Source organism: Tenacibaculum sp. AWR4_210, assembly GCF_056160945.1.
On record NZ_JBSWYF010000009.1, the window covers coordinates 123,551 to 137,275 of the forward strand.

The following is a 13,725-nucleotide window of genomic DNA, read 5'->3' on the forward strand; positions in this document are numbered from 1 at the left end:
AAATCGATTTCTGAACTACACAATTCATAAATCCCGTATAGTACCCACTATTCAATTTATAAATCCAACACGACGCAGGCTCATTCTTTACCCTTAAATCAATAGTGGGAGCTAGTTTTGCCATCAATAAATTTAAATTGTTTTAACATGAAAAAACTAGCAGCAATTGCTATGATAGCGTTCCTTATGTCATGTAAGGAAGAAGGGGTAAAACCTCAAGCGAGCTATGAACAGGAAGTCGAGCTAAAATTCGATGAAAAAGAAAAACTTATCAGCTTCAATTCTCCATTAGAAATGACCGCCGCCTATGAAGAGTTGAAAGAACTAAAAGACCCTAATGAGGTATTTGAAAAATACTACGACAAAGGTTTTTTACCACTGCGTCCATCGGGATACGTTAGTGAAGAACGATTAGAGGCCTTACATTACAAAAAACAAGAGCGTTTGGCCGGTAGAAACAGTAAAACCTATCCGAAAGAAGACCTTATTGTCAACGATGTGTTTGCCAATTTGTTAAACGAAGAAGGAGAAATCCAGGTAGGTGATAAAATTTACAAGTACACGGATCAAGGACTCTATTTTACCGACAAAAAGAACCGTGAACTTTTAAAACAGCTTCCGTTAAACCAACGTTTAGTGGCCAACAAAACTGCAATTGGTCATTACGTTCCTAACAGAGCCAATTTACCAGAATATAAAATTGTCCCTATTGACGATTGTGGCAACGGTGGTCCTAATGATATTAGAATCGAAGAATTATCCTATTACGATTGTGGTAATGGCGGTGGTGGCGGATCGTATACAGGAGGCGGAAGCTCTACAGCCTCTTCAACGACTCCCCCAAGTACCGAACATTACAACGTATGTGTAAATACTAAGGACGGTTGGATTGATAATATCTTCGGAAAATCTTATGCTTGTGAGTACAAATTTAACAGCAAGAAAAAGCTGAGAACAGTATTCGCAGCTGAAGATTTCTACTTTTTCACCGACGTTTATGCACAGGCGAAATTCAAGCAAAAAACATGGTTAGGATGGTTCTCTGATCGCGATGCTGACATCGTGTATTTAAAGAACAAAAAAGTAGTTTTAAAGGTAAAAGAAAGAACGTTTGAAGTACCTCTTTTCTATACCAAAGAAAAAGATGTCATCAAAATTTACAATCAAATTACTGCCTTCTTTACAAGCAAACCTAAGTCGACCATTCAATACATTTCTAATGTGTATGACATAGATAACAAGACGACCAAAAATTACCAACCTACTTTTGAAGAGTTAATTCAATCAGGTAATAATGGTTCTATGCTTACCCCTGCAAAAGCTCAAAACAAACCATTTTTGGACATCGATGTCAATTTAAAAAACCTCTTTGGACAAAAGGTAAATAAAGCCATCGTAATCAATGTAATGGGTAAAGAGGTCGTGAAGTTAACAAACGCCAAACTGTTGAAAATGGCAGCTGATGCTTTGAAGAAGAATTTTATCAAGCTCGATAAAAACCAAACAGGTGGAATCGCCTTCGTTGGTCAAGATCCTCAAACAAAAAAGATCACACCATTGGCCTATAGCGTATTTGGTGAAACAGTAACCGTAAAGCGCTTAGCAATAGCCCGTCGTACTTTTGATATTCCTTCAAATACTAAGTTAGATAAGCTCGTTTTTGCCTTTTCTAATAAGGGAGATTCTCGTTCGTACGGTATCGGATTTAAAGTGAAGTGGAACGTGGTAAACTCAGTAGATATCGAAATCGAGTCTGGAGCAAAATACGGCGGTAAATGGGGTGGATCAAAGTTTAAGGTAAAATACTAATTCACAACATACTCAAGTAAGTATCCGTATTTTTTGAGTACTTTACAAGCACCTTGTTTTTACAAGGTGCTTGCCTGTATTATAAATATCTGTATATCTATTCCTATTTTTAGATTCAACGTACTGCTGTAATTACTACCAAACCATTCAAACGCCCACCTATCTCTTAATACAAGCATTCAATAACATACACTCTAATTCAGGTACAGATTTTTCTTACCTTCGTTCATACCCGAGGCGATAGCGTTAAACCAAGGCTAGGTCCTAAAAATTGACTAAAATTAGGCCATAGTATTGAAATAGTGCTAGGTGATAATATTAAACCGGAATTGGGCCATAACAGTAGACCGGTGTTGGGTGATAACGTTAAACTGGAATTGGGCCACAACAGTAGACCGGTGTTGGGTGATAACGTTAAACTGGAATTGAGCCATGTTATTTAACTAGTATTAGGCTATACCATTAAACCAAGGCTAGGTTCTAACAATTGACTGGAATTGGGTCATAGCAGTAGACCTGGGCTAGGTTTTAACATTTGACTAGAATTGGGCCACAGCAGTAGAACGGTGTTGGGTGATAGTATTAAACTGAAATTGGGCCATAGCATTTGACCTGGGTTATGTTCTAACAATTGACTGGAATTGGGCCATAGCATTTGACTTGAGCTATGTTCTAACAATCGACTGAAATTAGGCCATGGTATTTAACTAGTATTAGGCTATACCCTTAGACCAAGGCTAGATTCTAACATTTAACTAGCGTTAGAAGCCCGACTTAAAACAGTTATAAACAGCGTAGTTCGCATGTTTCCTAAGTCATCAACAATTCAAGTACCTCAGTAAACCGGGCATAAGTAGCTAAGGTTCGGCAATACGCCAGCAATAAATGGTTGAAATGACATAGTTAACCGGTAACAAGTTGCCAAAGTATACTAGTAGACTGACTTTAAAACAGTATGGGAGCTATACGTCAACAGCTCGGTAGCACTAAAGACTCGCCATCGTCATCGGATATTCAATTCACAAAAAAAAATACATCATGAAAAAATCAACCTTATTTACAGTAACCGTCGCGTTTATCTCTTTTTTATTAGTTACCATAAGCTGTCAAGAAGAAGTACCCTCGGAGGTCCCATTAGCCAGTATTTCTAAAGTAATCGCGAAACTCAACGATGCCAATGTTTTTGAACTCGATCAAAATGACAATGGCAGCCTTTCGTCAAAAGAATTCAATGGTTTTGAATATGGATTTTCTTCAAAAATGGCTCCAGGGGATATCCTCTGTGAAGGGTCAGGAATCAGTTTCGCCAAATGCGTACAAAAGCAGCTAGACGGCGGTAAAAAATTGCTTTTATACAAATCAGGAAACCATTACATTGCTGAAGAACTGTAGCCATAGTCCACCAATAGGCAAGACATGTAGCCTCCACTAAGCTATCACTTAATTATAAGCCCAAACCTATCCCTTATAATCGATAACAGTTCTTGTAGTCATTGTTTATTTTTGTCGCCTTAACAAGGCTCGCTGTACCACATTGATAGGATAGCCGTAAACAAAAGGAATCTCTTTTGTTCCTTTCCCAGTGGTAACTTTGTTCTTCATCGCTGTGAATAGAATTTCAAATTCTAATTGTGTTCCCTGAAAAGCCAAGCGAGAACTTAAAAAATTCCCCTGAACCTCAAAAAAACTATACAGCGTATTATCAACAAATTTCACAGGTAGTACGATACCATTATTTTCGTCTATCTCGAATACTTTTTTTTCTTTATCTAAAACTTTTAAAGAGTAATTTCTCGGTTTACCATTGTACACCAACACATAGTTATAAACAGCTGATGAGTCTGTTACTTGTAAATGAAATTCCATGGGTATTTTTTGTTTCCCCCGAGGAGTAGTGATTTCCAACTGCCCTTTATAGATTCCCAAAAAATCATCTGGAAACACTAGAGCATCCTGACCGTAACTGGCCAGCACAAATACGAACAAGCACAAAAAAAGAAAAATCTGTTTCATTGGAATTTTGTTTAGTTTTCAAAGATAAGAATCTCAAAAGTATTCGTATTTTTGTCAACCTATTATGAAGCCAGTAGAGCAAATAAAACTTCCCATCGCCAAAGAAATGGAACTCTTTGAATCTAAATTCAAAGATGCCATGTTGTCTAAAGTCCCCTTATTGAATCGTATAACCTTTTATATCGTACGAAGAAAAGGAAAACAAATGCGTCCCATGTTCGTATTTTTAGTTGCGAAAATGGTTTCTGAAGGTGGCTTCGATGAGCGTACCTATCGCGGAGCTTCCGTTGTAGAACTCATTCATACAGCAACCCTAGTACACGACGATGTGGTAGACGATAGTAACCGCCGAAGAGGCTTTTTCTCTATCAATGCCCTCTGGAAAAATAAGATTGCCGTACTAGTAGGTGATTTTTTATTGTCAAAAGGCCTTTTATTGTCGATCGATAACGAAGATTTTGATATCTTAAAACTCATTTCTATTGCTGTGAGAGAAATGAGTGAAGGTGAACTACTACAGATTGAAAAGGCTAGAAAATTAGATATCACAGAAGAAGTCTATTTTGAGATTATTCGACAAAAAACAGCAACCTTAATTGCAGCTTGCTGCGGTATCGGTGCCGCCTCTGTAGGAGCTAGTAATGAAGTAGTGCAGCAAATGAGAAAATTTGGTGAGTATATCGGTATCGCTTTTCAAATAAAAGATGATTTGTTCGATTATACCGAAGAGAAAATTGGTAAGCCTACAGGAATAGATATCAAGGAACAAAAAATGACCTTGCCACTAATCTATACACTCAATACCGTATCAGAAAAGGATAAGAATTGGCTGATTAATTCTGTTAAGAAACACAATAAGAATAAAAAACGCGTAAAAGAAGTCATCGCCTTCGTAAAAGCAAACGGTGGACTCGAATATACCACTAATAAAATGCACGATTATAAGAACAAAGCAATCGCTATCTTGAATAATTTTCCAGATTCTGATTATAAGTCTTCATTGTTGAAAATGATCGACTATGTGGTGGAACGAAAAATCTAGTTAACAACGCTCCGAACGTCGATAGGCTAACCAGGTAGACACCCCACCTAAGTCTAAAGCTTGGTAAAAATTTGTACGCTTTATAATACAGTCATGTTGCGCTTCTGGCTCTATTTTTATAAAGCGATACAATACCAATTTTATAAGACTCTCTTTTACCATTTCATAGTTGAATCGCCCCTCCGTGTCCGATTGTAAAAACCTCTGAATAAAGTTGTCTATAGTGCTGTATCGATGCTCCCCTTGTAAAGCCCTAAAAATTATTTCTTCCATTTTTTCTTTCTTTTTTACAAAGGTAAGTCCCCAGTTTCCAGTGAAAAAGGGAATATGCGCATAAAAAAACGCAGTTTTCCGTTTATTCGTCATAATCTCCCGTTTATTCATTTTATCCCCCATTCCCGAACATCCATTTTGTATGAATACACTTTTTTATCCACCTTTACAATACCCGGCGAAAATAGCGGCAAGAAGGAGCAAAAAGGAGCAAAAAGGAGCAAAAAGGAGCAAAAAGGAGCAAAATAAAGGACGAAAAAAAGGGTGAAGAAAATAATGAGCGAAAAAAATAAAGGGCAAAGAAAAAAGGATGAAGAAAACTAAGGAGCGAAGAAAATAGGAGTCCAAATTAACTCCTAATGGGCCTAGAAGACACTATGAGCGTGCTTGGTACAATGAGCATGGAAAGCAAAATAAGCTTGGAAGATAAAGTCAGCATGGAAGGTTAAGTGAGTGTGGAAGGCAAAATATACTTGAAAGACACAATAGCATGGATAGCAAAATAAGCTTGGAAAACAAAACATACTTGAATGACACAGTAGCATGGAAAACAAAATAAGCATGGAAAACAAAATAAGCTTGGAAGACAAAGTCAGCGCAGAGGGCAAAGTGAGTGTGGAAGACAAAACATAAAAGACACAGTAGCATGGAAAGCAACGTCAGCACAGAAAGCTAATTAGGCTTAAAATACACAATGCCATGGAAAGCGAAATATGTTTTCAAGACAAAATATACATGGAGGCCACTAAACAATAGGTTCTTCTCCTCGCACCCCATAAAAGGGATCCAAAATACGGTAGCGAGGAAAGAACAACCCCTAAAAAGTGATTTCATAATAGGCCAGCTAGGCAATAATAGTAAAAAATGGTATTCCATAAACATGATAGTTAGAAAATAGCCCCCCAAAAAAGTGATCCCTAAATACGACAGCTAAAAAATCAGAGTCCCAAAAAGACCCCCCTAAATAGGACATTTAGGAAACAACAGCAAACATGAGGATCCAAAATTATCTCAGTCAGTAGGTTGTATTGTAGTTAATGAGATAACTACAGTGATCATAAAAAAATACTGTTGTTAGGATATGGAAGTAATGCAATGCAATAACCACATTTCTATCCAAATTACGTTCATTAGTAAACTGGATTGAAGGTCCTATCCACAAAACAATAGTCCTTTATCAAATTATAAACAAGTCACAAAATAGTACGCACTAATTGTAAAATCCATGTAATGGCTACCTCTTCAATCATACTATTATACGTCACAATCTTTTTCTCTATGTCGAGGTAGCCTCTTGGATTCCAATATTTATTACAAATCCTTAAAAAAAACAGAAGCTAAACCAAATGTTTTAGCTAAAAACAATCATAAAATTCCCCATGTAGCAAAACAGCTATCAACCCCAAAAGCAACAAAAAAGCCCTCGAAATATCGAGGGCCTTTGTATTTTTATACTAACTTTCAAATTATAATCCGAAAGCCTCTTTTACCTGATCAACATAATCTAACTTCTCCCAAGTAAACAACTCCACTTCCATGGTTTTTTGCTCACCATTTGGTTGTGTAAATGTTTTACTTACCACTTCATTAGTTCGTCCCATATGACCATAAGCAGCTGTTTCACTATACATTGGAGTACGTAACTTTAATCGCGACTCAATAGCATGAGGACGCATGTCAAAAATCTGACCTACCTTTTCAGCAATAGCACCATCATTAAGGGCTACTTTTGACGTTCCATACGTATCTACAAAAATTCCCATTGGCTCTACTACTCCAATAGCATAAGATACCTGTACCAATACCTCATCAGCAACACCTGCAGCAACTAAATTCTTTGCAATATGACGCGTAGCATAGGCAGCTGAACGATCTACCTTACTCGGATCTTTTCCTGAAAAAGCTCCACCTCCGTGCGCTCCTTTTCCACCGTAAGTATCTACAATAATTTTTCGACCAGTTAACCCTGTATCTCCATGAGGTCCACCTATTACAAACTTTCCTGTTGGATTAATGTGGTACTTGATTTCATCGTTAAACAAAGCTTGAATTTCCGGACGTAACTTAGCAACTACTCTAGGAATTAAAATCGTTACGATATCCTCGCGAATCTTGGCTAACATCGCTTCGTCATCACCAAAATCATCGTGCTGAGTTGACACTACAATCGCCTCAATACGCTGCGGAACATTATCGTCTGAATACTCAATAGTAACCTGACTCTTTGCATCCGGACGCAAGTAAGTAATCGCATCGTTTTCTCTACGTAATACCGCAAGCTCCTTTAAAATTAAATGCGATAAATCTAAAGCCAAAGGCATGTAGTTTTCAGTCTCTTTGGTTGCATAACCAAACATCATTCCCTGATCACCTGCTCCCTGTTCCTCTTTTGAACTTCTATCAACACCACGGTTGATATCGTCTGACTGTTCGTGAATTGCCGAAAGCACTCCACATGAATTTCCGTCAAACATATATTCTCCTTTGGTATAACCAATTCTGTTAATTACGTCACGAGCAATCTTTTGAACATCTAAGTACGTATTAGACTTCACTTCACCAGCCAACACCACCTGTCCAGTTGTAACTAACGTTTCACAAGCTACCTTTGACTCAGCGTCAAAAGCTAAAAAGTTATCGATAAGCGCATCTGAAATTTGATCCGCTACTTTATCTGGATGTCCTTCTGAAACACTTTCAGAGGTAAAAAAATATGGCATAATTTGCTTCTTTTTATTTATTATAATTAAAGAAACTTGGGCCGATTGCTGCCGAAAGAAGTACTAACTACTGCTTTAGCATTTTTTTATGAGGTTGCAATCAGAACAAATTTCTCCTCGAATTCAGAGGGCAAAAATAATGATAATTTTATACACTAGAAAAACCTTAACAAATAAAAACAATTGATATTGTGATAATAAAAACTAATTTTTATAAAACGGTATTGGGAAAATAATTGTGTACATTTGTACTATAAAACACTTAACGAGAATTAACCTCAATAAAATATAAGATATATGGCATTAGAAATTACAGATGCTACGTTTCAAGAAGTAGTATTAAACTCAGACAAACCTGTTTTAGTTGATTTTTGGGCAGCTTGGTGTGGACCTTGTAGAATGGTAGCTCCTATCGTTGATGAAATCAGCACTGAGTACGAAGGTAAAGCAGTTGTTGGTAAAGTTGACGTTGACAACAACCAAGAATTCGCTGCAAAATACGGTGTGCGTAACATCCCAACCGTATTGATCTTTAAAAACGGAGAAGTAGTAGACAAACAAGTTGGTGCTGCTCCTAAAAAAGCCTATACCGATAAAATTGATGCTGCGCTATAAGCAACTATTTTTTATAATATTCTGAAAAGGTTTGGCTACGGTCAAACCTTTTGCTATTTTTAACAACGAACCTTGACCTTTCTCGTATGCGAAATTTTCTCCTTATCTCCTTCATCGCAATGATGATGGCCTGCCAAAACCCGAAACCCAAACGGAAAAAAATAGAATCAGGAGTCTCTCATGAACTAGCAATTCTCAGAAAAAAACAGGTGTCCGATGTTTTGTATGAGTTGAGTTTTACCATTCCAGAAGACCGCACAGCGCCCATAGCTGCTACACTTGCCATTAGCTGTACTGTAAATAACTTAAACAGCGATCTCGTTTTAGATTTTAATGAAAAACCCTCTTTCCTTCACGCACTTGTCGTAAACAGTAGCCCCGTACCAATCGCTCATGAAAACCAACACATCATCATTCCAAAAGAGTCATTGGACCTCGGTGAAAACATGATCAATATCGGATTCAAAGCAGGTGAATTGTCATTGAACAGAAATCAAGAGTTCCTATATACTTTACTAGTACCTGACAGAGCAAGTACCCTATTTCCTTGTTTTGACCAACCAGATATTAAGGCTCATTATCAGTTAAATGTTACCGCCCCCTTTGACTGGAAAGTACTCTGCGGAGCCAAGGAAGAGTACACCATTATGGAAGGTAATAGCCTTGAACACAAGTTTACAAAAACAGATTTGATGAGTACCTACCTCTTCTCATTTGTCGCTGGAAAATTCCAAGAAACCACCTATAATCCCGGTGCTTTCCCCATGCGTTTTTTATACCGAGAAACCGATGAATCCAAAATAGCAGCAAGTACAAAAACTATCTTTGACACCCATCAACAAGCTCTTGATTTTTTAAGTACATATACCCAATACGAATTTCCATTTCAAAAAATGGATTTCGCCGCTATACCACCATTTCAATACGGTGGTATGGAACATACTGGAGCCATTCAATACCGAGAAAATCAATTGTTTTTAAACGCCGATGCCACGGAAACAAGAAAGTTGCGCAGAGCAAAATTAATAGCCCACGAAACCTCACATATGTGGTTCGGAAATCTGGTAACCATGCGCTGGTTTGACGATGTTTGGATGAAAGAAGTGTTCGCCAATTTTATGGCTGATAAAATTATGAACCCCGTATTTCCAAATACCAACCACGATTTACATTTTATGATGTCGCACTATCCAAGTGCCTATGCAGAAGATCGCACCCAAGGAACACACCCCATAAGACAAAAATTAAAAAATTTGAAAAATGCCGGTTCCTTGTACGGGAGAATTATCTATAACAAAGCTCCCATAATGATGCGCCAATTAGAGCATTTTATTGGTGAAGCGCATTTTAAGAAAGGGATTCAACGCTACATGAAAACTTTCGCTAATGAAAATGCAGATTGGAATGACCTCATCCGAATTTTCGATGAAATAAGTCCGAAAAATGTATCACAATGGAGTGATGTATGGGTAAACTCAGCGAGCCGCCCCATACTCTCAGAAAATATTGAATATAAAGACGAGCACATAACATCTTTCCAGTTATTCCAGAAATCTGAAGATGGAGCCCCAAAATTATGGCCGCAACAGTTTTCTATCGGACTCGTTTACAAGGATAGCATCCATGAAATTCCCGTCAGTGTTTTGGCTAAAGAAACCAAAGTACAGGCCGCTATAGGACTACCGAAACCTCAAAATATCATTTATAATTATAACGGATTGGGCTATGGTGTGTTTCCTTTGAACACAAAGGCACCTAAATCGATAAAAGACGATACCGCAAGAGGATATGCCTATATCAACCTCTACGAAAATGCCCTCAACGGAAACATTGCCATCACGGAGGTACTGAAGTACTATATTGACGGACTGAAAATAGAGCGTAATGAGTTAATATTAAACTACATCACAGGCAGAATTAACCAATTGTATTGGTATTTTCTAACGCCAAAAGAACGTGAAACCTTTGACACACTCCCCACTACGGTCCAACAATTGATGGATGAAAAAAAACCGAAAAACATCCAAAAAACTCTGTATGACCTACTCGTGAACATCGGCCATACCGATAAAGGGAAGTCCGTATTATACAACATATGGAAGGGTGATTACACTCCTAAAAACCTGACCTTAACTACGCCGGACTATATGAATCTTGCCTGTAATTTGGCAATTTATGAACATCCAAAAGCAGAGGAGATATTACGAGCACAAAAAGAACGCATACACAATAAGGACAGAAAAGAACGATTCGAATGGCTCTTACCTTCCTTATCAAAAGATGAGAAGGAACGCGATAACTTCATGCTATCTTTCCAAGAGGCCAGTAACAGAGAAAAAGAGTCGTGGGTAGTGACGGCTTTAAATCATATTCACCACCCCTTACGCCAAAAATCGAGTATAAAGCACCTAGAATTGTGCTTGGACCTTTTAGAAGAAGTTCAACGTACGGGAGACATTTTCTTTCCGAAACGATGGTTAGCAGGCAGCATCGGTAATTACCGCTCAGAAGCAGCCCATCAAATAGTCGAGAAATTTATTGGATCGCACCCTGACCTCAATCCTAGTTTACGCAAAAAACTCCTTATGGTCAGTGATAATCTGCACCGCATACAAGCACATTAATACAAGTATCAACAAAAAGGTTTGGCTATTGCTAAACCTTTTTTTATTTTGGCTACTATGATTTCGTTAAACCATTCCGTATCCGCTGAAATTAAAAATCTAGACCTACTTGCCAAGCAAGTAGTAGAAGGGTTTATCACAGGGATGCACAAAAGTCCATTTCATGGATTTTCTGTAGAGTTTTCAGAGCACAAACTTTACAACAAAGGAGAAAGTACCCGTCATATCGACTGGAAGCTTTTTGCTAAAACAGAAAAACTATACACAAAAAAATACGAAGAAGAAACCAATTTACGCTGTCATATCATCATTGATAATTCTGCCTCCATGCACTATCCTCAGGTTAAGCAGCAACGCTTAGACAGCTTGAATAAAATAGGTTTTTCTGCTGTGGCTTCGGCCTGTTTAATGGAATTATTAAAAAGGCAACGAGATGCTGTTGGGCTCAGTGTTTACTCCGATTCGTACGAGTTTTACGCTCCCGAAAAAGGTAGTGAGCGACATAGGAAAATGTTACTTCATCAATTAGAAGGGCTACTCGCACAACCAACAACCTCTACCACCCATACTTATGAATACTTGCATGAAATTGCAGAAAACATACATCGACGTTCCTTGATATTTGTCTTTACGGATATGTTTCAAACAGAAAAAAGTGAAGAGGAATTATTCGATGCACTACGACATTTAAAACACAACAAACACGAAGTTATTTTGTTTCATACCTATGACGGTGCTACGGAAAAGGACTTCTCTTTTGACAATAACCCAAAAAAGTTTGTCGATGTAGAAACTGGTGAGGAAATAAATTTATACGCCGAAAATGTTCAGGAACAATATCAAAACCTAATCAACGACTATTTCAACAAACTAAAAAACAAATGCTTACAATACAAGATTAGTTACATCCCTGTAGATATACGTCAAGGATACAACGAAATCTTAACCTCCTATCTCATAAGTAGACGGAAAATTTTATAATAAAATGCTTTTTTAATTAAAATAAAGTTATATATTTGCATCCGCTTAGCGCAACGGTCTGGTAGTTCAGCTGGTTAGAATACATGCCTGTCACGCATGGGGTCGCGGGTTCGAGTCCCGTCCAGACCGCTAAAGTTCACAAAGAAATTTCTAAACGATTTCTTTATTTTAAATTTTTTGTGACGAAAGTTACATTTGCTAAATGCAACGGTCTGGTAGTTCAGCTGGTTAGAATACATGCCTGTCACGCATGGGGTCGCGGGTTCGAGTCCCGTCCAGACCGCAAAAAAGCTTCTCATTTTTGAGAAGCTTTTTTCATTTTATATGTTTTTTCAATCCGTTATTGTCCTGTAGTCGGTTTCGTGATTATTCCTTCTAAAGCCACCAATTCCTGATCAATTTTTAAGTAACTGTATACCTTATTAGTTTTTAAATCGAGTACCTGACTCACACCCAAACCGTCGGCTTCCACCCAGGCGATAAATACCCTATGAGTACCTATTTGCTGTAGCTTGTAGGTTTCTGTAGCCTCTTTCCCCTGTTCACTACCTTCCAAACATTTCCAATGCAGTTTAGTTTTTGACCTAAACGAAACGAGGTAAACATCTTCACCATAATTATACTTCAAGGTTTCTCCTACCAAAATTACCGGTTTTACCGTTTGCTCTTGTACTGATTTCGATTCCTTTCCCTCCTGCTTTGATACACAAGAACTCATTAGAACTCCAGCACATAAAAGCGTACTCATTATTTTTTTCATGGATGCTAACTATTAAATTCTTTGCAAAAGTAGTTTGCTGATCGAGGAAAAACATTGAACTAGTTCAACAATTGAAAAAGATAATCAGGAGCAGAAATCAACACTATCGTACTTGTTTGCTTTTAATCTTACTTAAAAACTCATGAGAAATTCCCAAATAAGATGCGAGCTGTACGTTGGTTAATCGCTTTGCAATATGGGGATACTTGGTTATATAATCCACATAGCGCTCTTCAGCTGTCTTTATCAAATTGGCTACCATCCGTTGCTGCAAAGCTGCATGCGATTTTTGGGTCATTATTCGAAATAGTTTTTCCATCTCCAAAAACTCTTCAAACAAAGCTGCTTTATCTTCCTTAGAAATCACGAGTAACTCACTATCCTCCAAAGCCTGTATATAGGTTGTAGCCGGTTTCTGGTATAAAAAACCATCAATATCACTCACCCACCAATCTGCAACAGCAAAGTACATGGTGCTCTCTTTTCCCGACTCATCCAGCACGTATTGCCTTACCAAGCCTTTGGTTATATACCCCTCGTAGTTTGGGATTTGACCAGCATGAACAAAGTGTTCTTTTTTTGCCAGTCTCTTCTCTTGAAACTTCGATACGATTTTACGCAAAACACGAGGCTCAAATTCTAAGTGACCCCGAAGGTGTTTTTCTAACATTTCTATTGACATCAAAGCAAGGTACAAAATTACGTCACTTATAACCAAGCTAACGACAACTTACACACCTTAAAAGCCAAAAATCAATACAGGACACTCCTCATTATTCTAACTGAGAAAAAACTTCAAAGTAAACAAACTCACCCTCAGACAGATATAAACAAACAGAGATTTTTCTATAAAATTAGCCTAAAAATATTGCTTCAGAACCGAAAACA

Annotated in this window: 11 protein-coding genes and 2 tRNA genes; 8 read left to right on the forward strand and 5 right to left on the reverse strand. The window is 37.7% G+C overall.

Annotated features, from left to right (window positions below; all coding sequences use genetic code 11):
• Positions 1–147: 147 nt before the first annotated feature.
• Both ACXAG7_RS16285 and ACXAG7_RS16290 read left to right on the forward strand, forming a co-directional pair.
• Entirely contained in the window at positions 148–1,809 is a 1,662-nt protein-coding gene (locus ACXAG7_RS16285; RefSeq protein WP_408042734.1) for a hypothetical protein, read from the forward strand.
• Between the two features lie 1,038 nt (positions 1,810–2,847).
• Positions 2,848–3,201: a hypothetical protein gene (locus ACXAG7_RS16290; RefSeq protein WP_408042733.1), complete on the forward strand. Its 354-nt coding sequence runs from the start codon at positions 2,848–2,850 to the stop codon at positions 3,199–3,201.
• 105 nt (positions 3,202–3,306) lie between these two features.
• On the opposite strand, the gene ACXAG7_RS16295 is transcribed toward ACXAG7_RS16290, so the two are convergent.
• On the reverse strand, positions 3,307–3,822 hold the full coding sequence (locus tag ACXAG7_RS16295) for a hypothetical protein (protein ID WP_476667475.1): 516 nt from the start codon (positions 3,820–3,822) through the stop codon (positions 3,307–3,309).
• Positions 3,823–3,886: 64 nt separating this feature from the next.
• Here ACXAG7_RS16295 and ACXAG7_RS16300 point away from each other — a divergent pair, with 64 nt between their 5' ends.
• On the forward strand, positions 3,887–4,864 hold the full coding sequence (locus ACXAG7_RS16300) for a polyprenyl synthetase family protein (protein ID WP_408042731.1): 978 nt from the start codon (positions 3,887–3,889) through the stop codon (positions 4,862–4,864).
• Here ACXAG7_RS16300 and ACXAG7_RS16305 read toward each other — a convergent pair whose 3' ends face one another.
• Together ACXAG7_RS16305 and metK are read right to left on the reverse strand one after the other, a co-directional pair.
• Positions 4,865–5,230: a hypothetical protein gene (locus tag ACXAG7_RS16305; protein ID WP_408042730.1), complete on the reverse strand. Its 366-nt coding sequence runs from the start codon at positions 5,228–5,230 to the stop codon at positions 4,865–4,867. It lies immediately after the preceding gene.
• 1,373 nt (positions 5,231–6,603) lie between these two features.
• Positions 6,604–7,857 (reverse strand): methionine adenosyltransferase, encoded by a 1,254-nt coding sequence (gene metK, locus ACXAG7_RS16310; RefSeq protein WP_408042729.1) that lies wholly within the window; start codon positions 7,855–7,857, stop codon positions 6,604–6,606.
• 297 nt (positions 7,858–8,154) lie between these two features.
• Between metK and trxA the strand changes: the two genes are divergently transcribed.
• From trxA to ACXAG7_RS16335, 5 genes are all read left to right on the forward strand, one after another.
• A complete protein-coding gene (trxA, locus tag ACXAG7_RS16315) occupies positions 8,155–8,472 on the forward strand; it encodes a thioredoxin (RefSeq protein ID WP_408042728.1) in 318 nt (105 codons plus the stop codon).
• Between the two features lie 86 nt (positions 8,473–8,558).
• On the forward strand, positions 8,559–11,096 hold the full coding sequence (locus ACXAG7_RS16320; protein WP_476667476.1) for a M1 family aminopeptidase: 2,538 nt from the start codon (positions 8,559–8,561) through the stop codon (positions 11,094–11,096).
• Positions 11,097–11,153: 57 nt separating this feature from the next.
• Complete coding sequence (locus ACXAG7_RS16325; protein ID WP_476667490.1) at positions 11,154–12,077, forward strand: DUF58 domain-containing protein; 924 nt, start codon at positions 11,154–11,156, stop codon at positions 12,075–12,077.
• Positions 12,078–12,132: 55 nt separating this feature from the next.
• Positions 12,133–12,206: transfer RNA gene (locus ACXAG7_RS16330), tRNA-Asp, on the forward strand.
• An 80-nt stretch (positions 12,207–12,286) separates the two neighbouring features.
• Positions 12,287–12,360 (forward strand) — tRNA-Asp (locus ACXAG7_RS16335).
• Positions 12,361–12,417: 57 nt separating this feature from the next.
• Here ACXAG7_RS16335 and ACXAG7_RS16340 read toward each other — a convergent pair.
• The gene (locus ACXAG7_RS16340; RefSeq protein ID WP_476667477.1) at positions 12,418–12,837 is read right to left on the reverse strand and encodes a MoaF-related domain-containing protein; all 420 of its coding nucleotides are present in this window, start codon (positions 12,835–12,837) and stop codon (positions 12,418–12,420) included.
• A gap of 103 nt (positions 12,838–12,940) precedes the next feature.
• Positions 12,941–13,519, reverse strand: coding sequence for a Crp/Fnr family transcriptional regulator (locus ACXAG7_RS16345; RefSeq protein ID WP_408042725.1), 579 nt, complete (start codon positions 13,517–13,519; stop codon positions 12,941–12,943).
• Positions 13,520–13,725: the final 206 nt, after the last annotated feature.